General features: G+C 66.5%; 21 protein-coding genes and 1 pseudogene. 5 read left to right on the top strand and 17 right to left on the bottom strand.

Annotated features, from left to right (window positions below):
• Positions 1-200 precede the first annotated feature (200 nt).
• Positions 201-995 carry a 2-oxo acid dehydrogenase subunit E2 gene (locus OHA18_RS25570; RefSeq protein ID WP_328997827.1) on the top strand — a complete coding sequence of 265 codons (795 nt, stop codon included), beginning with the start codon at positions 201-203 and terminating at the stop codon, positions 993-995.
• 56 nt (positions 996-1051) lie between these two features.
• On the opposite strand, the gene OHA18_RS25565 is transcribed toward OHA18_RS25570, so the two are convergent.
• Complete coding sequence (locus OHA18_RS25565; RefSeq protein WP_328997826.1) at positions 1052-1336, bottom strand: DUF1876 domain-containing protein; 285 nt, start codon at positions 1334-1336, stop codon at positions 1052-1054.
• A 160-nt stretch (positions 1337-1496) separates the two neighbouring features.
• Between OHA18_RS25565 and OHA18_RS25560 the strand changes: the two genes are divergently transcribed.
• The gene (locus OHA18_RS25560) at positions 1497-1670 is read left to right on the top strand and encodes a universal stress protein (protein ID WP_328997825.1); all 174 of its coding nucleotides are present in this window, start codon (positions 1497-1499) and stop codon (positions 1668-1670) included.
• Between the two features lie 72 nt (positions 1671-1742).
• Here the strand turns inward: OHA18_RS25560 and OHA18_RS25555 are convergent, their stop codons facing one another.
• Positions 1743-2327 carry a hypothetical protein gene (locus tag OHA18_RS25555; RefSeq protein WP_328997824.1) on the bottom strand — a complete coding sequence of 195 codons (585 nt, stop codon included), beginning with the start codon at positions 2325-2327 and terminating at the stop codon, positions 1743-1745.
• A gap of 794 nt (positions 2328-3121) precedes the next feature.
• Between OHA18_RS25555 and OHA18_RS25550 the strand changes: the two genes are divergently transcribed.
• A complete protein-coding gene (locus OHA18_RS25550) occupies positions 3122-3679 on the top strand; it encodes a hemerythrin domain-containing protein (RefSeq protein ID WP_328997823.1) in 558 nt (185 codons plus the stop codon).
• Positions 3680-4325: 646 nt separating this feature from the next.
• Here the strand turns inward: OHA18_RS25550 and OHA18_RS25545 are convergent.
• From OHA18_RS25545 to OHA18_RS25485, 13 genes and pseudogenes are all read right to left on the bottom strand, one after another.
• Entirely contained in the window at positions 4326-5177 is an 852-nt protein-coding gene (locus tag OHA18_RS25545) for a hypothetical protein (RefSeq protein ID WP_328997822.1), read from the bottom strand.
• Complete coding sequence (locus tag OHA18_RS25540) at positions 5174-5692, bottom strand: SigE family RNA polymerase sigma factor (protein WP_328997821.1); 519 nt, start codon at positions 5690-5692, stop codon at positions 5174-5176. The genes OHA18_RS25545 and OHA18_RS25540 overlap by 4 nt, the downstream gene beginning before the upstream one ends.
• A gap of 216 nt (positions 5693-5908) precedes the next feature.
• A pseudogene (locus OHA18_RS25535) lies at positions 5909-6397 on the bottom strand (DUF1345 domain-containing protein).
• 87 nt (positions 6398-6484) lie between these two features.
• Entirely contained in the window at positions 6485-6919 is a 435-nt protein-coding gene (gene trxC, locus OHA18_RS25530; protein WP_328997820.1) for a thioredoxin TrxC, read from the bottom strand.
• Positions 6903-7142, bottom strand: coding sequence for a hypothetical protein (locus OHA18_RS25525; RefSeq protein ID WP_328997819.1), 240 nt, complete (start codon positions 7140-7142; stop codon positions 6903-6905). Before OHA18_RS25525 ends, trxC begins: the two co-directional genes overlap by 17 nt.
• 329 nt (positions 7143-7471) lie before the next feature.
• Positions 7472-8014 (bottom strand): hypothetical protein, encoded by a 543-nt coding sequence (locus tag OHA18_RS25520; protein ID WP_328997818.1) that lies wholly within the window; start codon positions 8012-8014, stop codon positions 7472-7474.
• Positions 8015-8105: 91 nt separating this feature from the next.
• On the bottom strand, positions 8106-8648 hold the full coding sequence (locus OHA18_RS25515; protein WP_328997817.1) for a CGNR zinc finger domain-containing protein: 543 nt from the start codon (positions 8646-8648) through the stop codon (positions 8106-8108).
• 83 nt (positions 8649-8731) lie between these two features.
• Positions 8732-10633 carry a pyridoxamine 5'-phosphate oxidase family protein gene (locus tag OHA18_RS25510; RefSeq protein ID WP_328997816.1) on the bottom strand — a complete coding sequence of 634 codons (1902 nt, stop codon included), beginning with the start codon at positions 10631-10633 and terminating at the stop codon, positions 8732-8734.
• Positions 10634-10741: 108 nt separating this feature from the next.
• Entirely contained in the window at positions 10742-11533 is a 792-nt protein-coding gene (locus tag OHA18_RS25505) for a class I SAM-dependent methyltransferase (RefSeq protein ID WP_328997815.1), read from the bottom strand.
• A 67-nt stretch (positions 11534-11600) separates the two neighbouring features.
• The gene (locus OHA18_RS25500; RefSeq protein WP_328997814.1) at positions 11601-12359 is read right to left on the bottom strand and encodes a hypothetical protein; all 759 of its coding nucleotides are present in this window, start codon (positions 12357-12359) and stop codon (positions 11601-11603) included.
• Positions 12356-12895 (bottom strand): SigE family RNA polymerase sigma factor, encoded by a 540-nt coding sequence (locus OHA18_RS25495; protein ID WP_328997813.1) that lies wholly within the window; start codon positions 12893-12895, stop codon positions 12356-12358. The genes OHA18_RS25500 and OHA18_RS25495 overlap by 4 nt, the downstream gene beginning before the upstream one ends.
• Positions 12896-12920: 25 nt before the next feature.
• Positions 12921-13574 (bottom strand): hypothetical protein, encoded by a 654-nt coding sequence (locus OHA18_RS25490; protein ID WP_328997812.1) that lies wholly within the window; start codon positions 13572-13574, stop codon positions 12921-12923.
• A 132-nt stretch (positions 13575-13706) separates the two neighbouring features.
• On the bottom strand, positions 13707-15044 hold the full coding sequence (locus tag OHA18_RS25485) for an aminotransferase-like domain-containing protein (RefSeq protein WP_328997811.1): 1338 nt from the start codon (positions 15042-15044) through the stop codon (positions 13707-13709).
• Positions 15045-15132: 88 nt separating this feature from the next.
• Between OHA18_RS25485 and OHA18_RS25480 the strand changes: the two genes are divergently transcribed.
• The gene (locus OHA18_RS25480; RefSeq protein WP_328997810.1) at positions 15133-15834 is read left to right on the top strand and encodes a DJ-1/PfpI family protein; all 702 of its coding nucleotides are present in this window, start codon (positions 15133-15135) and stop codon (positions 15832-15834) included.
• On the opposite strand, the gene OHA18_RS25475 is transcribed toward OHA18_RS25480, so the two are convergent.
• Positions 15744-16568, bottom strand: a complete 825-nt coding sequence (locus OHA18_RS25475) for a hypothetical protein (RefSeq protein ID WP_328997809.1) — start codon at positions 16566-16568, stop codon at positions 15744-15746. The genes OHA18_RS25480 and OHA18_RS25475 overlap by 91 nt on opposite strands.
• Before the next feature lie 196 nt (positions 16569-16764).
• Here OHA18_RS25475 and OHA18_RS25470 point away from each other — a divergent pair, with 196 nt between their 5' ends.
• Complete coding sequence (locus tag OHA18_RS25470) at positions 16765-16977, top strand: hypothetical protein (RefSeq protein WP_328997808.1); 213 nt, start codon at positions 16765-16767, stop codon at positions 16975-16977.
• A 38-nt stretch (positions 16978-17015) separates the two neighbouring features.
• On the opposite strand, the gene OHA18_RS25465 is transcribed toward OHA18_RS25470, so the two are convergent.
• Complete coding sequence (locus OHA18_RS25465) at positions 17016-18485, bottom strand: SulP family inorganic anion transporter (protein WP_328997807.1); 1470 nt, start codon at positions 18483-18485, stop codon at positions 17016-17018.
• Positions 18486-18696: the final 211 nt, after the last annotated feature.

Raw genomic sequence — 18696 nt, 5'->3', positions numbered from 1 at the left:
GCCCGGCGGGGAGTTTCGTAGGGCCGAAAGACCCGTCCATGGCGTGACTGCTGGGATCCGGGACAGGCGATGGTTCAGGGATGGACCACGCCGCGCACCTGCTCCGCCAAGGGTCCAAAGTCCCGCGTACGGGGACCGATCGGCCGATGCGGACGGCCTGTCGGCGGTGGATGCTCGAGGGACATTCAGGAGGTGGCTTCGTGCAGGACGCGCAGGTACGACCCGTGCCGTGGGCCCGGCAGCTGGTGATCGACGCCGGCCGCGCGGCCCGCCGCCGCCATGCCATCCACGGCTTGTTCGAGGTCGACGTCACCTCCGCCCGAGGTGCCCTCCGCCGCGACGACGCCATGCAGCTGTTCACCGCCTTCGTGATCCATTGCGTCGCCACAGCGGTCGCCGCCGACCCGAGCGTCCAGGCGTACCGCGATCTCCGCGGCCGGAGTGTCATCTTCGATCAGGTCGACGTGGGTCTCCCGGTCGAAGTCGAGGTCGACGGCGCCCCGTTCGCCTTCACCCACGTACTTCGGGACGCGGGTCGACGTACCGTCCAGGATCTCCACGACGAGATCCACACGGTCAAGACCGACCCACACCTGAGCCCGTCGGTCCGGAAGGCGCCGTGGGTTCATGCCTATCTACTGCTGCCCGGGTTTGTCCGCGTCGGGCTGCTTGGTGCTGTGCATCGGCTGCCCCGCCGGCAGCGGGCTCTGGCCGGAACCATCGGGGTGACGGCAGTCGGCATGTTCGGTGCCGGCGCAGGCTGGGGCATCGGGTTCCAGCTGCACACTCTGAGCGTCGTCGTCGGCGGTCTCGCGCGGCGACCCATCTTCTTCCAAGGCGTGCTGGTCGAACGCGAGTTCCTGCAGCTGACCGTGAGCCTCGACCACGACGTCGTCGACGGGGCTCCGGGCGCCCGCTTCGTCGGCCGACTGCGCGAGCTGCTCCTGACCGGCGACGGAATCCGATCGCACCATACCGCGAAGGAACCGGTATGAACCCGATGAAGTGTGGCGGGTGAACCTGCCTGCACGACTGCCCGGCCGGGGACGAGTCAGCTGTGCAGGCGGACGTGGTCGTGAGTGATCGCTTCGATGTCGGAGGCAGCTGCGTGCAGCAGCTTGTGCGCCAGATCCGACAGGGCGCGGGCGACGGCCAGCTCGTCACCGATCTCGGCTATCGCGGTGTCGGCCGGGCTCCGGTGAGCGGCGCCACGACCGATCAGATGGGTCTTGTCGTTGGTGTGCAGACGGGCCTCCGCGTGCGTGGTCCGCTCGTCCTCGTGCTCGTCGACGAAGATGTCGACGCGCCAGCGCCTGCTCGTGATCCTCGTGGTCATCGTCCCGTCCTTCCATCCAAAGGGTTCCCGCTCTCGATGCCATCCTCGGAGCTCCGCCGGCGACCGGCCAGGGCCTTACGGTCCCTCCCGGGCGGGAACTTCTGCCCTGCCGAGCGAGCGCGACCTGACGTGCGATGGAAGTGTGAGAATGGAGCAGGCCATGACTGATCTCGAGAAGGCCCGCGCCACCGCATGGATGCCGTCCGCCGAGCCGCTGGTCGTTGGGTCCGGAGGACGTGATGCCTTCCGTGGTTTGTTGCTCGGCTCGACCAGCCGCCCGGTTGTGCACCGTCCTTCCTGCCCGGTCACAGTCGAGCCCGCCGCTGCATGCTGACCGGCTGTTATCGAGCCGTCCACGACGGAACCGCCGACCCTGCGAAGGGGCCGGCGGTTCCGTCTACCTGACTCAGGCGGTGTGGGGAACCGCGCCGGTCAGTTTCGGCATGACCTCGGCGTCGGCGGGGACCCGGCGCAGGTGGGCGTAGCCGAGTAGCGAAAGGATCAGCAGGATCCCGGCGGCCGCGAACGCGGAGACGGCGGCGATCAGGGCGATCTGACCCATCTTCCCGAAGGCGTAGGCGTTGAGCAGCAGGCCGCGCAGCGTCTCACCACGGAAAACCGTCTGCACCTGGCCGGCCAGCTTCGTGTCGTTCGGGTTCGCCAGCGACTCCGAGGACAGCTGCGAGTACGTCTTGCCGCCGGCCATCTCGCTGATGTGAACGGCGATGAAGTGGTTGGCATACGCCTCCGCCTGGGCGCCGGTCACCAACTGCTGGCCGGCGTACTGCGACAGGTACGGCTTGACGGCCGGGTCGTCGAGTGAGTCGCTGCCGGCCTTCGGGAAGAAGATCTGCTGTGCGGCGAGCTGAGTGTGGACCTGGTTGTCGACGAAGTTGTGGGCCCACAGCAACAAACCACCGGCCGCGACCAGGACGATCACCAGGACGAACCCGGCGGAGGTGAGCAGCGCATCGAAGGTCTTGCGGCGCATGATCGGTTCCTTTCAAGCCGCGACGTGCGGCGACGGAGTATCGAGTGATATTGCTTCGAGTCTTCGTGCCTGCCGCCGCCAGGGCTACCTACCGAACGGCCCTGATCCGCAGGCCTATGGACCCGAAATCGTCCCGTCGACCACCGCCCCGCCCGCTCCAGCCTGGTCTCCTGTTCGCGCTTGGAATAGGCGGCTGCGTGGATCGCCTCGTCCGACTCCAAGCTCGAGCCGAGGCCACCGCCGACAGTTGCGGCAGGCGCGACAAACCACACCAGCACAAACAGGCCGGCACGGTGGACAGAGCCGCGCACCACATCGGGGTCCAGAACGAAGTACGCCCACGCCAGGTTCACGACGTACGGGGCGGCGTAACAGATGAGTACGCCGACCATCAAAGTCACCAACGTCGAGGCGTTGTAGAGGCGGGACCTTTCCTGCGCCCGCGCCACGGCAGGGACACGCGGCGCGCATCCTTCGTGTTCGGGTCCGCCATGCCATCGACCAGCGGGCGCACTGCCCGACGGGCGCGGTCAGTCAGGCCCTGCCGATCACGGTCGGCGCGGCTGGATCAGCCACAGGGCCCTTCGCGGATGGAATCCATGCCGGTTCGGTACCCACCACGCCACCCACATACGCCGAGATGACGCCCCTGGACTCGCTGCTCGGCGTAGCCAAACACGACAATCTCCCGTTCTGCAGGCGAATCGGCCCTTGAACCAGGCGATGCTCTGTCGCGGCGATGCATGCGAGACGGGTACTGGCAGGGCACCACACAGTGCGAGAGGACGTTTGAGATGCCCGGCGATGTTGTTGATCTGATCATGCAGGACCACCGCGAGGTCGAGCGGCTGTTCGACGAGCTCCAGGAGAATCCGGAGAAGCGGCCCAACCTGTTGCCGGTGCTGACCACCTTGCTGACCGCCCACAGCCGCGCCGAGGAAGCAGAGGTCTATCCGGTCGCCGCAGCCGAAGCCGGCGAGAAGGAAGAGGTCTCGCACAGCCAGCAGGAACATATCGAGGCCGACCAGCTGCTCGCGAAGCTCGCCCAGACCGATCCGTCGTCGGCCGAGTTCGACAAGGCCCTGCAGAACCTGATCGACGCGGTGTCCCACCACGTCGAAGAGGAAGAGACCAAGGTCCTGCCCGGTATGCGGTCCAACCTGTCGGACGAACGCCGTACCCAGCTCGGCGAGGCCTTCGTTGCCAGCCGCAAGCAACACCTCGGCGAACAACCTGGCGATATCACCCGCGACCAGCTCGCCCAGCAGGCGAGCAACGCCGACATCACGGGCACGTCCGGCCTGAACAAGGACGAGCTGCAGCAGAAGGTGCAGGACGAGGCGGACCTCTGACCGAGGGAACCCACATGGCAGCTCGCCCAAATGAACACGGCAAGTGGAGGTTGGTTATGTCTGTCGGCAGCGTAGACACCTACTACGACTACGACGAGCGCCGGTGGAAGTTCCGTCGCCTGGGCGGGGGTCCGGTCCATACAGCTCGCATCTGTCCCAGCCCGCCCGAAGCCGCGGTCCACGATGACCAGACGGCGCCCGCACCGCGTCCCGGTATCTCGAGATCCCGACCGGCACCCGTCCGGGCCGGCACGGGCGACGGCTGATTCACCAACTGTCGGCGAAGTAGGTCCAGGTCCACTCTCGCAGACCGCGACCAACCCTTCTTTACGCACCTCAATCAGCGCGAGAAGATGGTCAGCGACGCGAACCTGCGTACACCATCAAGACGGTAGATCCCTTACTAGCAAGGGATCTCGATCATCATCGACAACCGATGATCAGCTTCGGCCGGAATTCAGCGGTTCGGGGTTCGAGTCCCTGGCGGCGCACGAAGGACCCAGGTCACCTAGGTGGCCTGGGTCCTTCGTGTGTGGTGCGCAGTCAGTGCTTCGGCGCGCGACAGCGCTCGGTCGCTCTCTCGGTCGTTGGCGGCTTCGTCTGACCGGTGACTGTGCGTCACATCACGGGTACCGGCTTTGGCTTGTCAGGGGCGTTTGGGTAGGAGGCCAAGGTCGATGGTCTGGTCCAGGATCTTCTTGCCGGACTCGTCGTAGCCTCTGATGTGGGAGGCGCTGTGGCCGGGGGCTGCCTGGACGAGGGGGCCCAGGGTGTAGAAGCCGTACTGCCCGACGAGAGCGGCACGTGGGCCCTTCTCGCCTCGTACGTCCACCAGCACCTTCGCGAGGGCTTGTGGCCCTTGGCCGGACGCCGGCCAGATGGCGGCGTTGCTCCGGGTCGCGTCGTCGAGTTTCCGCCGGGTATACACGGGCCCGTACAGGTCACCGCCACGCGACCGGTCGAACGTGTCGGCGACGCCGCACGTGATCGCGAGATTGTGCCGTGGCGCGACCAGAACAGCGAGGAACAAGCCATGGTCCGAGGGAGCGGACCGATCGGGCTCCACCTTCAGTGCGACCGTCCACCCGGACGTATCGACGGCTTTGCGAGGGACGATCCCTGCCTTCAAGTCGTGGAGCTTCGCAGGCATCTCTGCCGGGCTCTCGGCTGCGACTCGCGGAGCGCAGCGCTGCAGGATCTCCGCGTCGCTGAGTCGACTGACCGGCGGCGCGGGAGCGACCGGCTTGCCGGTCTCGCTGTCGATCGCGACGGACTGGGCGGGTGCTCCAGCCGGGCCGACACCCTGACGATCGGCCAGCGGCCAACTCATCACGCCGGCAGCCACCGCGGCGGCCGCGACTCCGGTCACGGACACTCCGACGAGTCGATGGATCCGTACCGAGCGCCGGCCGCGACGAACAACGTCGTTCACGGACTGGCTGAGCGGCCGATCCGCGTCGTCCGACAAACGGTCCAGCAGCTTCTCGATATCACTCACGACGTACACCTTTCGCGCTGGGAGAGCAGCTCACGCAGACGCGCGAGTCCTCGGGATGTCTGGCTCTTCACCGCACCGGTCCCGATGCCCAGGACCTCCGCGGTCTGCTCGACGCTGAGATCGGAGTAGTGGCGGAGCACGATGCAGGCACGCTGAGCCGGTGGTAGCAGCGCGAGTACTTCGAAGACCATGTCCCGGTCGTCGATCGCGTCGATCTGGTCCGGCGCCAGCGGCGCACTCTCGACCGCGGCCCCGTCGCCGTCCAGGAACTCACGCTGCCGCCAGGCGCGCCGCGACTGATCCAGGATCGTGTTCACCACCACGCGGTTGGCGTAGGCGGGCAGGTTGTCGTGCCGGTTGATCCAGTTCCACCGCCGGTAGACCTTGACCAACGCGTCCTGTGCCACGTCCTCGGCACGGTGCCAGTCACCGCACATCAGGTACGCCGTACGCCGCAACCGCCGTACCGCCATCGCCGCGAACTCGGTGAACTCCGCCTCGTCACGTCTTCGCATCCGGCCTCCTCTCAAGCTGTCACACAAGAAAGGGGCGACAACCCCCGTCAGGTTGCCACCAGCCACCATCGAGTACCGAACCAATTCTCGGTCAGGCCGGCCCGCCGCCGCGGCGGACCGGAACGGCGTCGGCCGCGGATACGTTGTGGAGCAGCTGAGCGTTGATCGTCACCCCAGCAATGCGTAGCGTGACTGGCTTCGGGAGGCCTTGGCGAGTCACCTTGTCACGGTGCCGGCGACGAGGTTGATCGTTGCGGCGAGGATGACGGTTCCGAACACGTACGAGAGGAGGCAGTGCCGCAGTACGACTGAGCGGATGGTCGAGCTGGACACGCTGGTGTCGGAGACCTGGTAGGTCATGCCGAGGTTGTAACTGAAGTAGAAGAAGTCGCGGTAGGCGGGCTGTTCGTCGCTGTTGAAGTCGATGCCCCCGACGGGTTCGAGGTAGTAGTGCTACGCGTAGCGAGCGGCGTACATCATGTGCAGAACCGCCCAGTTCATGAACACGCCCGTCAGACCGATCGCGGCAGCGGGGTTTTGGCTCTGGGAGTCACCGAGGATCAGCAGTACGGCGATGCCGGTGAGGCCGCCGAGCGTTGCGGCCACAACGAACAGCTCCTCGACTACTGGCCGGAATTCCTCGCCCCCGACGAAGCGACGGGTGGCCCCACCACCCGAGCCATCGTCTGCCTGGGGCGCCTCCACACCGTCACAGTGATCAGTTCACGATCTCGATGTTGACCGACCTGGTTGGCTGGCCAGGTTCAGTGGATCGCTGTGTCGGTTGACGAATCAGTTCCGCAGGGCATCTTCGAGCCAGGGACGCAGCACGGCGGCCGGCGCGGCGCCGGTCTGGGTGGCGATCGCCTCGCCCTGGCGGAACACCATCAGGGTGGGGATGGACCGAATGTCGAACCGGCGCGACACCTCAGGCGCCTGATCGGCGTTGATCTTGACCAGTTTGATCTCGCCGGCCTTTTCACTGGCGAGTTGTTCGAGCACCGGACTGACCATCCGGCAGGGACCACACCATGGCGCCCAGACGTCAACCAGAACCGGGGTCCGGGACTGCTCGACGACCTTGGCGAAGTCTTGGTCGCCTGCGTCGACGATCCACGGCAGCGGCTTGCCGCACCGACCGCAGACCGGTTTGCCGTCGCCGGTCCCCCGCACCCGGTTCTTCTGGCCGCAGTGCGGGCAACTGACGATTTCAGCTTGAGCCGTCATGCCCGTTCTCCAAAGCCTCCGCGGCGCCCTGCAGATTCTGCAGATCCGACTCGAGCGCCGTCGTACCGGTCGGATCGAAGGACTGCAACTCCGCCGGGTCCGCGTCGAGCCCCTCGCTGGGTTCGCTGGACTTCGCGGCGTCCAGCTCGTACTCCGCATCGTCGGCGATCTCGCTCGGATCGGTCGTGACGGCCTTGACCTCGTTGCTCGGATCTCTCGTCATCGTTCGAGGCTAATCCCAGGACCAGCACCCTGTCCGTGTTCTTGTTCCCGCCGACAGGAAGCTCGTCGGGGGCGGGACAGATCGGGGGCCCGCCCCCGACGTTCTCCCGGTTCGCACGGAAACGAGCCGCACGTCTCGTACTGGTCACCGCCTTTGCCGTCGGCGCCCTGGTGAGTCTCGTCGTACCGGGCATGCCGTTAGCCGTCGGTCTGGTCCTGGGCGCACGACCGACCAGGGAGCGCCGTCCCGGATCGCGATCTCCTGCTGTTCTGTGGACGTCAGCGGCTCGACGATCTACAAGGACCTTCCCGAGCTGGGCCGGGTTCGATCTATTGGGACCCCACTGGGCCGGGGGTGCTGGCGACGTCGAGATCCTCGAGGTCGTCGAATACGACCACGGCATCGGCGGCGGCGTCACGGAGCTCCGGCAGGACGGACTCGTCTTCAGAGATCGCCTCGAGCGCTCCGACCGCTCGCTCGATGATTGACTCGATCCTGGCCAGGGCCTGTTCCATCACCGCGACGCTGACCGGCTCCGAACCGATTCCCAGCCCTTCAGGACTGAGCTGATCCGCGACGCCGTCGATCCGCCATCGCGCAGCCAGTTGCGGACCGATCGCTTCGTCGAGCAGATCGGTGGCCTCTCGGCAGGTCCGGCTCACAACTGCCGGCACTGCCGGCCCGCCCTCGACCGTGAGAGTCATCGCCGCTACCGCCAGACTGCCGAAGCCCGCGGCTACCAGTGCCTGCCGCAACCTGGCCAGTCGAACCACGGCCGGCCCCTGCGCCAACTCGGCCCAGTCCAGTGTCGCGTCGGCCTCGTCGAACGCCGCCACCAGCCGCGCCGCCACTACGTCCTCAGACTCGCTCATCTCCGCATCGTTCCACCTTCCAGCTCGGGCCGCCTAGGCGTCCACGGCATGGGCCCTTCGCGGACTCGAAGCCCTACGCGTGACGGAGCCGTCACAACACCTCAGGCTGGGTTGGCTTCTCGTTGGTTACGTGTCGGCGGTAGTGGCGGGCGGACTTGGTTCGGGCGCCGCAGGTTTCCATCGAGTGCCAGCGTCTGCCGCCGTTTCGTGAGGTGTCGTAGAAGTACAGGACGCAGTCCGGATGGGCGCACCGTCGGATCCGGGCGGGATGCGTCGCGACGAGTTCGGTAAATGCGCGTGCTGCGCGCCAGGCCGCACCCCACCCCGGATCCGCGGTGGGCGTCGTCGTGGGTCGCCCGTCGGTCACTCTGGTGCTCTCGTGGCCGTGGGACAGAACGTCGTTCATGCGGGCATCGGCTTCGGGGCCGGGTGACTCCAGGAGCGATCGGATCGCGGCTCTCGAGGTCCGGAGAGCATCCACGTCTTCCGCGGCCGGGTCGAATCCGTACTCGCGGAACCAGAGCTCGGGCGCACCGTCGGCGGCGAGGAAGTCGACCTTGGCGCCGTGGTCGACCCACTCGGTGTTCACGAGGTCGAGCGCGATCGTCTCTCCGACCAGCAGTCGCTCCATCATCCCCGAATCATACCAGCAAACTGAAGTTGACAGGTTAGAGAGGGTTCCGCACGGCGATTCGGCGTACGAAGTCCCCGGCTCCTTCAGTAGTCGAAGTTCACCAGGCTCACGTGTTCGCCATCGAGCCATTCCAGAACAGACTTTCTCAGCCCTGGCCCGGCACACACGCGGAATCGTCGGCGTCCCTCGATTCCGGCGCCCAGTACATCGTCTCGTCGGATTCTTCTGGTGTGGATGTCAGCGCCGAGTCGAGCCAGCGTCTGCAGGTCGCGCTGTCCGCTCGCGTCCAGCTCGCCAGTCACGAATAGGGTGACTCGGCCGATGCGTTCGACGACGTCGACAGCAAGCGGCAGATCATCGGCTCGCAGGGTCCACAGGAGCGACAAGCGCTGTTCGGATGCGGCCAGGTGCGCCATGAAAGGTGTGATCCCGACTCCGCCGGCCACCACGACGAGGTCCTCATCCGGTGCCCGGAGATCCTCTTCGCCTTCGAATCCGAGCACGGGAACCTTCAGCTCCGCTCCGGGAACCCACCGCTCCAGGAAGCGCGTGACCGGCCCGTGCCGGCGGACCGTGATGTCGAACTCGACACCGTCCAAGGAATCCCGCTGCTCCACGTCCGCAGCTGTCGATCGCCGTACGGGCGCACTCGAGATCGTGAAGGACCTGATGTAGTCGTCGTTGAGCGACGCGGGATCGTGATCACGCATGTGCGACCACCCCTGATCGAGCTGAGCCGAGAAGTCGAGCGTGACATGCTGCCCCGGCCGCCACGGGGCGAGACGCGGAAACTCCTCTTTCGCCTGCAGGGACGAAGGATCGGGAGACAGCCGGAAGGTATGGCGAGACACGGTCGGCGTGATCCGGGACGAGCGGATCAAGCTCGCGATGGCGATTCCATCGGATCGTTCGTCGGTGAGATCGCCCGTACCGCGAAGCTCTCTCGCCAACCGGCGGACCGGCGGGTTGTACGGCGAGGGGTCCAGCAGACGCCCCCGGAACGGCAGCCCGTCGCTCACGAAGCGAGCTGCCTCCACCGTGACCTTGACCGCGACTCTGCTGTGCGGCAGCACCGCTGTCGCTTCGGCGCCGACGAGAATCTCTGCTCGCCCACTGAGGTACAGAACGTCCCCCGTCTCGAAGTCGGGGAAGGTGATTCCGACCGCCGGATCGGTCTGCAGGTTTCCCAGCGACTGGAAGAGGCGGTTTCCCGAGTACTCCGGATAGACCAGGCTCACCCCCTCATCAGCGGAATTGCTGAAGACCCGCACGAATCCCGGCGTACCGCCGCGGTTGTTCGTGTCCATGCTCTTCGTGCCGTGCCGACTGGAGAGGAAGAAGATGTCCGACTTGCCGATGAGCTCCACGGCCTCGTGCGGCAGCGGCAGCGAGTCGCTGACCAGGCGAGGCGATGGCTCGTGGGCCCAGACGGCCTTCCTGTTCAGGTACTTCGGGCAGTTGCCGAGAGTTTCGTCGACGGCCACAGCCAACTGCACATCCACCCGCGTCGGATCGGTCTCGATCTCGACCGTCTCGTTCGCCAGGACGATCCCGCGGAGCACCCGGCCCGCGAGCTTGACCCGTGACCTCTTCTCCAGGTCCATCGCCAGACCGGCGACCAGCTTTCCTCGGCCGTGATCGACGACTCCCCCGTCCTGGGCGCCCGAGAACAGCGCCTCCAGGACGGGATCGAACCCCGTCCAGCCGGCACCGGGTGCGAGAAACGCGGGCGAGCTCAACCCGAGCACTCCTGCGGCAATGGGCTTGATCACTCCTGCCCGTCCGCCGAGCACCGTCGTCCAGATCCGGTCGGCCTGATCGACGGTTCCCAGCGCGAGAAGCGGGCTTCGCTCCATCCAGAGTCCATAGGCGGTGGGCAGGCCGTGGATGGTCGGGTTGTCATGCGCAGGCACTCCGAGAAGGCGGTGCATCGCCGCTTCACCGGCGTGCCATTGACCTTGCCGGTGCGGGTGATGTGTCTGCATGAGCCGTCCTCCCGGGATCATCCCCGACGATGCACGCCAGTTTCTTACCGGCTAGACTAGCATGACCGGTTAGATCAGGATCCGCCCGTCAGACGTCCAGGATGCTGCTCAGCCTGGCTTGACCGCCTGGGTTGCGAAGTACTGCGACATGTATTCGGCGGATGCGTTGGATTGGTGCGGTGCTTCCGCGAAGCCGGTGAGGACGAAGCCCGCGGCGAGTTGCCCGCCGATCTGGTCGGTGAGGGTGTGGCTGTACTCAAGAGCGGCATCCGCGCCGAACTTCGTGGCGCGTTCCTCGGCGGTGTACTGCGTGACGTCGCTGTAGGGCAGCTTGTGTACGACGACCAGCTCGCCGCGCTCGTCGAGGGCCTCGTGGTCGAACAAGTACGCATCCGGGTTGAGGAAGCCCGCGAGCAGAGTCCCGCCCGGTCGCAGGACGCGGAAGCACTCACGCCACACCGGTGCCACGTCGGGTGCGAACACGTTCGAGACCGGGTGGAACACGACGTCGAATGCTGCGTCGCCGAAGGCGCTGAGGTCGCGCATGTCACCTAGGACGGTGTGCAGCTCGAGTCCGTCGCGCGCCGCCACCATCTGGTCCTGGCCGAGCTGGCGGGGCGAGTTGTCGAACACGGTGACCCGCGCCCCTGCAGCGGCGAGGATCGGACCCTGCTGACCACCGCCGGAGGCCAGGCACAACACGTCCTTGCCGGTCAGGTCTGTCGGCAGCCAGGAGCGGTCGACCGGCTGATGCCCGATGAGAACGATCGACCAGTCGCCGTTGCGAGCGCGCTCGACATCCTCAGCACTCACCGGCCTCGACCACTCGTTGCCCTCCTGGACGTACTTGTCCCAGGCTGCTCGATTGTGGGCACCGGGGTCGACAACATCGTCCTGCACGTTCAACTCCCTGCTAGCGGTTCGGTGCCGCAAGCAAACACGATCACAGGTGCGGACTCAACGAGAATTAGCGCCAGCTGGTGTCGTGGGTGAGGCGGTGGTGGGTGGTGTTGTAGGTGTCGACGCTGGTGATGCTCTTGCCGGCGGTGATGGCGATCGCGAAGGCGCGGTAGCTGGTCCCGGGGACGGTGGTCGCGGTGGACTTCAGTTGGGTGCCGTCCGAGAGGTTTACGATGCCGTAGGCAACGGCTACGCCGACGTTTGCGACGAACAGGCGAGATCCGTGAGTTCCCTTGTCCTGTAGGCCCCACAGTCCTGCGCCGCCGGTCTGGCTCGGGTCGTGGGCGCCGGTCACCGGTTGGCAGTCGGCCCAGGGGCCGCCCTGGTGGTCGATGCGAACACCACCGATCACCATTCGCTGACACACCAGCGACGACTTACCCGCGACGTCCTCGGCCTTCGCCGGCGAGACGTATCCCGCCGGGAGCGTCGGATAGAACTCCAGCACCACCGACCATCTCAGACCATCCACCACGCCGTGCCCCACGGTGGCATCGACCGGAGCGTTCCGTTGCGAAGGGATCGCGGCGGGCGTGACCTGACTGGGGGTACTGGCAGGTCTCCTCCAGGACAGCGGCGTACCGATGGCGACAATCGCCACTACTGCCGCCACCGCGACCATCGCGGTCACGTTACGTCGTTTCTTGTGCGCCTGGCCGGCGGATAGAATCTCGTCGAGCGGGACGGGCGACGAGGTGTGCAGGTCCTGTGAATGCTTGACGGCGGCGCGCATCCAGTCGTCATCGGGGTCAGGGTCGAAAGTCATCGCGGATCTCCAAGCCGAACTGAGTGGTGGGCGAGGTCCGGGTGCGTGCGGAGTTTCGCCAACGCACGCGAGGCCTGGCTTTTCACGGTGCCGACCGAACAGCCGAGAATCTCGGCGACCTCTTCGACGGACAGGTCCTCGCAGTACCGGAGTACGACGACCGCGCGCTGGCGTTCCGGCAACTGGCGGAGCGCCGGCGCGAGGACGTCGTGTTCGCCGGTCCCCGGCCCGTCCTCGTCGGCGGGCCGGGTGTCGGGCAGTACGGGCTGAAGGAACAGGGCAACCCTGCGACGTCGGTACCGACTGCGGTTGGTGTTGATCAGCGCCCTCCGCACGTACTGCTCCACCGTGTCCATCCGCAGCCGCCGCCACCGTGGATAGATCTTGGCGAGCGTCGTCTGCACGAGGTCTTCGGCCTCGTGGAAGTCGCCCGTCAGCAGATACGCGGTGTGCGTCAGAGCCCGCCAACGGGCAGCGACGAAACGGGTGAACGTGAGGTCCGGCTCCTCAGTAGAGTCGGAGGGCGTGTGCGGCACGTCAGGGCTGTCCGTTCCTGGTGGGTCAGCGCCAGTAGGTGTCGTGGGTGAGGCGGTGGTGCCGGCCGTCGTACGTGTCGACGCTGGTGATGGTCTTGCCCTTGGCAATGGCCACGGCGAAGGCGCGGTAGCTCGTACCGGGCACAGTCACGGCGCTCGCCTTGAGTTGGCTACCGTCGGCCAGGTCCAGCACCCCGGAGGACACACCGGACCCGACGGTGGCGACGAACAGCCGGGATCCCCGAGTTCCCTTGTCCGTCAGGCCCCACAGCCCCGCTCCGCCCGCTTGACTCGGGTCATGAGCACCGGCAACCGGTTGGCAGTCGGCCCAGGGGCCGCCCTGGTGATCGATGCGGACGCCACCGATCATCATCCGCTGACACAGCAGCGACGACTTGCCGGCCTCCATCTTCATGCCCTTGGCCGGGATCGCGTACCCCTTCGGCAGCGTCGGATAGAACTCCAGCACCACCGACCACCCCAGACCGTCGACCGTTCCCTTGCCGATCGTCTGCGCGACGACCTTCGACGCGACGGTGCTCGGGGCTGTCAGAGTGGCCGGCCGCACACTGGTGGTGACCGGGTCACCGCCTGCCGCGAACGCAGACGCCCCGAACGCGACCCCACCGACAGTGGCGAGCACCGCGGCCGTGATCGCGGCCTTCTTCGGGAAAGTCACAGGTATCTCCTTCAGGTTGTACCGCCTGGCACCGTGCCGGGCTGCCCGTAGGTACTCCCGATCCCCCACACCAGGTTGCATGGGGTACGACGCCAACGCCGGTCGCCCGGTTGTCCGGGATGCGGCGCGGGCTCAGCTGGAGGCGTCCTCGATGGCGGCTCGTCGTACGACGCGCAGCGTTGACCGGAGGCTGTCCAGGTCGGTGGAGCCCAGCGCGAGCCGGATCGCCTGCGGTGTGTGGGTGGTGGTGCTGAACGGCTCGGCCGTGGATACCGAGATGTGCCGGCGGGCGAGGGTGGCGGTCAGGCGATCGGCGCGCGCGTCGTCGGGCAGCGGCAACCAGGTGAAATAGGACGCGGGATGACTGACCAGCGGTAGGCCCGCAAGCTCTTGTACGGTGATGGCCTGGCGAGCCTTGGCGTCGGCGCGTTTCTGTACTTCGAGCCGGTCCACCGTGCCGTCGTCGAGCCAGCGGCAGGCGATCGCGGTGATCAGGGCCGGAGTGTTCCAGGTCGTCGCCCGGATCGCACGTTCGAGCGCCGGCACCATCGCCGGTGGGGCGACGACGAAGCCGACCCGGAGGCCGGTGGCGACACTCTTGGACAGTCCCGAGACGTAGACGGTGATGTCCGGCGCGGTTGCGGCCAGCGGCGGTGGAGGATCCTCGACCAGGTATGCGTAGGCGGCGTCCTCGATGATCAGCGGACCGTGCTGCCGGGCGATCTTGAGCAGACGCCTTCGAGCGGTCGCCCGCATCACCCAGCCCAGCGGGTTGTGCACGGTGGGCATCGTGTAGATCGCGCGCACAGGGCGGGTCGCGCACAGCTTCTCGAGGGCATCGAGATCCGGCCCGTTCGCGGCTGCGGGAATGGGCGCCAGCTCCAGATGAAAGGCCTGCGCGAGGACCTTGAAACCGGGGTAGGTGAGAGCGTCGACCGCGACGACGTCCCCGGCGTTGAGCCCGGCCATGACGGTGATGGCGAGGCCGTGCTGCGCACCATTGGTGATGAGGATCTGGTCCGCGCCGGCGGCGACTCCTCGACGTTCGAGGTGCCGTGCGATCGAGGCTCGGTCCTGGGGACGCCCTCGATGTGGCTGGTAGCGCAGCAGCGTTTCGAGGTCACCAGCGGTGGCCACCTCCCGCAAGGCCCGCCGGAGGAGATCAGCTTGCCCGGGCAGCGACGGGTAGTTGAAGGTGAGGTCGACCGCGTCGGTCGCGACGACCTGCTGATCGATGCCTTGTCCAGCCGGTACGAGGATGTCGCGTACGAACGTGCCGCGGCCCTGCTCCCGGCTCACCAGGCCCATCGTTTCCAGTTCGGCGTACACGCGGGTCGCGGTCACGACGGCGATGCCCTCCCTGGCGGCGAGCCCGCGGTGCGTCGGCAACCGCAACCCCGGGGCCAGCCGGCCGGTCCGGATGTCGGCTGCGAGCGCATCGACCAGCAACTTGTACCGCGAGGCTGCCATGCACCGGATTGTATCCATGACAATTCTTTGACTGTCCTGGTAGCGGGTTCTTACCGTCGAGAGATCCACCCACCCGGAAGGACAGCCGGTGCACATCGCCATCCTCACCTTCGAGGGCTACAACGAGCTCGACTCCCTGATCGCGCTCGGCGTCCTCAACCGCATCAAGAACGACGACTGGCGCGTCACCATCGCCACCCCGAGCCCCAAGGTGACGTCGATGAACGGCGTGGTCATCGAGCAGATGTCCACCCTCGAGGAGGCGTGCGACGCGGACGCCGTCATCGTCGGCAGCGGTATCGCGACCCGCGAAGTCGTCGAGGACCCCGCAATCATGAGCATCCTGCGCCGCCTCGACCCGACGCGCCAACTGATCGCGGCACAGTGCTCCGGCGCGCTCGTACTGGCGAGGCTCGGGCTGCTCGACGGCGTACCCGCCTGCACCGACCTGACCACGAAGCCGTGGGTCATCACCGCGGGCGTCGAAGTGCTCAACCAGCCGTTCTACGCCAAGGACAACCTCGCCACCGCCGGCGGCTGTCTCGCCTCGCACTACCTCGCCGCCTGGATCATCACCCGTCTCCGGGGCAAGGATGCCGCCGAAGGCGCACTGCACTACGTCGCCCCGGTCGGTGAGAAAGAGGAATACATCGAACGCGCCTGGCGCAACATCACGCCCTACCTGCCGCACGGGTCAGGTCATCCCGAGCGGGCATCATCATCTCGGTCTGGCGCCGGCACCGCCGAACCCACATCCGCACGCTCGAGGACGAGCAGCACAGTGGCGTAAATTCGCTTCACCTGCGCGAGAAACATCCGGATCTGGTCGACGTCTGTGGATTCCTCCTCGGGCGCGTGCAGCAGAGCGGACACGAGTAGGCGCATCGCGTACAGCTGATACGTGGTGGGGGCGTAGTAGTTCGCCTGATCCAGGCTGCCAGGCCGACCGGACCAGCCGGCCATGGCGTCCCACATCACTTGGTCGACGGCCACCGTCGTGAGCACCCGCTCGATCCTGCGGCACGCTGGTCTCAGGATGCCAAGCGCGTCCTCGGCATCAGATTCGGTCAACGCCAACAGCTCGTCGATCTCAGGCAGGGTTTGCAGAGCATGGCGGACCAGGTACTCGATCCGCTCCACCGGGGTAGCACCGGCCAGATCGTTGGCCACCTCCTCCGGGGGATCGTGCGGCTTTGCGGCCTGCCTCGCCATCCACGACACCATCGCTTCGACCTTCAACTGCTCCAGACGTCGATCCGGCAACCCTGCCCCGAATCTGTTGTGGGCCGCTGTCTTCCCGACTCCCAGGGCACGACCGATCACCTCCCAGGCCAGGCCGTGCGCCCGTGCCTCGGCAACAAGATCCTCACGGACGGCGCCCATGATCGACTCCAGTTCATGGGCTGCACGGATGTAGGCCAGCACCTGGTCCGCGTCGGACGCCATCGTGCCAGTCGGACTCAGGCCCTCGCCGAACGTCCGAACCAGTTGGCCAATCGCGCGCCGAGCCTCGAACACGGCCACACCCGGGGAGTACGGCCAGGCATCCGACGTACACGGCGTCCCGTCCCAACGACTGCTCTGCCATTCATCCACCGCGCCACATTAGAGGCTGTCGCGTCCACGCGCCGATCTTCGTCCATGTCAAGTGGACATGATCCACTCGAGGTGGACGTACGACACTAGGCCTACGGCTGGGCGAGGTGCTCCTATAGGCAACATGGGATCCAGCACCTTCGAGACTCCGGTCTTCAAGCTCGTGTTCCTGACCGTACTCGGCCTCACCGTCGCGGCGTTGATCCTCAACGTGGTCCTGGTGATGGCGATCGATCAGCCGAACGACCAGGCGAAGAGCCTGATCGAGACCTGCTCGACCATCGTCAAGGCCGGCTTCGGAGCAATCGTCGGCCTCATCGGCGGCAAGTCCGTCTGATGCTTCTCACGTCCCCAGGTCCTTCGCGGATTCTGCCGTCAGTGGCCGGCGCCGAGCTTTCCTGCGAGACGTTGGTGGCGTTCGGCGCTGGCCGAGTTGAGACCGACGATGCGGACAGTCTTGCGATAGCGCTCGTACTTCGTGGTGATCGCGTCGAGCGTGGCGACGGTCGAGGCGTCCCAGATATGGGAGTGCGTCAGGTCGATGATGACGTTGTCCGGGTCGCCGCGGTAGTCGAACCGGTTGACGAGGTCGTTGCTAGAAGCAAAGAACAGCTCTCCGGTCACGGCGTACACCTTCGTCTTGCCGTCGGGGTGCTCGACCTCGTCGACGCTGGTGAAGTGTGCCACCCGGCGGGCGAACAGAACCATCGCGACGAGAACCCCCACGACGACGCCGATGGCGAGGTTGTGCGTCAGTACGACGACCACGACCGTCGACACCATGACGATCGTCTCGCTCCGCGGCATCCTGCGCAGTGTCTTGAGGCTGATGCTGTGCCAGTCGAACGTGCCCACGGACACCATGATCATCACCGCGACGAGCGCAGCCATCGGAATGTCGCCGACGAGGTCGCCGAGCCCGACGACGAGGATCAGCAGGAACACCCCGGCGAGGAAGGTAGAGATCCTGGTGCGTGCGCCGGAGGCTTTGACGTTGATCATCGTCTGGCCGATCATCGCGCAGCCGCCCATGCCGCCGAAGAAGCCGGTGATGATGTTCGCGGCGCCCTGGCCCCAGGCTTCCCGGCGCTTGACCGAGTGGGTGTCGGTGATGCCGTCGACGAGTTTGGCGGTCATCAAGGACTCGAGCAGGCCGACCAGTGCCATCCCCAGGGCGTACGGCGCGATGATCCGCAGCGTCTCCAGATTCCACGGCACGTTCGGCCAGAAGAGTGACGGCAGGCTGTCGGGCAGCTTGCCCTCGTCGCTGACGGTCGGCACGGACACCGACGTGAGCACCACGAACAGAGTGACGGCCAGGATCGCGACCAGTGGCGCCGGGACCGCCTTGGTCAGCTTCGGCAAGAACACCATCACCAGCACTCCGGCCGCCACCAGTGGGTAGACGAGCCACGGCACGTGGGTCAGGTGCGGGAGCTGAGCCAGGAAGATCAGGATCGCCAGCGAATTGACGAAGCCGACCATGACCGATCGCGGAATGAACCGCATCAGCCGGGCGACCCCGAGGACGCCCAGGATCACCTGCAGGACGCCGGCCAGCAGGACGGTCGCGACGAGGTACTGGAAGCCGTGGTCGCGCATCACCGGTGCGATGACCAGCGCGACCGCTCCGGTCGCGGCCGAGATCATCGCCGGACGACCACCGAGGAACGAGATCGACACCGCCATCGTGAACGACGCGAACAGTCCCACCCGCGGGTCGACGCCGGCGATGATCGAGAAGCTGATCGCCTCCGGAATCAGGGCCAGCGCGACCACCAGGCCAGCGAGTACTTCGGTTCGCAGCCGGCGGGGCGACCGCAGCGCGGCCCGCACAGAGGTCACGTCGCTGTCCACCGCCGACGTCGAGTGGGCAGATTCGGGCGTGGCTGGCGCAGGCGCCGGCGAGGTCATGCGGTCTCCAGACAAGCGGGCACGCAGCAGCCTCAATCAGGCACGCAAGAGCAGCGCTTCATTGCACCGAGGCCGGCGTCAAAGGGACGAAGGCAGGTGAGGAGCACCAGAACGCCTCACTCGGCATGACTCTACCTGAACA

It is taken from the genome of Kribbella sp. NBC_00709 (assembly GCF_036226565.1).
Taxonomy (GTDB): Bacteria; Actinomycetota; Actinomycetes; order Propionibacteriales; family Kribbellaceae; genus Kribbella.
Note: the sequence above shows the minus strand (reverse complement) of the source record. Positions and strands in the feature narration are given on the sequence as shown.

Bases quoted from the DNA above. Each gene is read 5' to 3' on its own strand.
- OHA18_RS25485 (WP_328997811.1), bottom strand. From the start codon at position 15,044: ATGGCAGCCTCGCGGTACAAGTTGCTGGTCGATGCGCTCGCAGCCGAC.
- OHA18_RS25520 (WP_328997818.1), bottom strand. From the start codon at position 8,014: ATGAGCGAGTCTGAGGACGTAGTGGCGGCGCGGCTGGTGGCGGCGTTC.
- OHA18_RS25560 (WP_328997825.1), top strand. From the start codon at position 1,497: ATGACTGATCTCGAGAAGGCCCGCGCCACCGCATGGATGCCGTCCGCC.
- OHA18_RS25540 (WP_328997821.1), bottom strand. From the start codon at position 5,692: ATGCGAAGACGTGACGAGGCGGAGTTCACCGAGTTCGCGGCGATGGCG.
- OHA18_RS25525 (WP_328997819.1), bottom strand. From the start codon at position 7,142: ATGACGAGAGATCCGAGCAACGAGGTCAAGGCCGTCACGACCGATCCG.
- OHA18_RS25510 (WP_328997816.1), bottom strand. From the start codon at position 10,633: ATGCAGACACATCACCCGCACCGGCAAGGTCAATGGCACGCCGGTGAA.
- OHA18_RS25565 (WP_328997826.1), bottom strand. From the start codon at position 1,336: ATGACCACGAGGATCACGAGCAGGCGCTGGCGCGTCGACATCTTCGTC.
- trxC (WP_328997820.1), bottom strand. From the start codon at position 6,919: ATGACGGCTCAAGCTGAAATCGTCAGTTGCCCGCACTGCGGCCAGAAG.
- OHA18_RS25515 (WP_328997817.1), bottom strand. From the start codon at position 8,648: ATGATGGAGCGACTGCTGGTCGGAGAGACGATCGCGCTCGACCTCGTG.
- OHA18_RS25470 (WP_328997808.1), top strand. From the start codon at position 16,765: ATGGGATCCAGCACCTTCGAGACTCCGGTCTTCAAGCTCGTGTTCCTG.
- OHA18_RS25550 (WP_328997823.1), top strand. From the start codon at position 3,122: ATGCCCGGCGATGTTGTTGATCTGATCATGCAGGACCACCGCGAGGTC.
- OHA18_RS25500 (WP_328997814.1), bottom strand. From the start codon at position 12,359: ATGACTTTCGACCCTGACCCCGATGACGACTGGATGCGCGCCGCCGTC.
- OHA18_RS25555 (WP_328997824.1), bottom strand. From the start codon at position 2,327: ATGCGCCGCAAGACCTTCGATGCGCTGCTCACCTCCGCCGGGTTCGTC.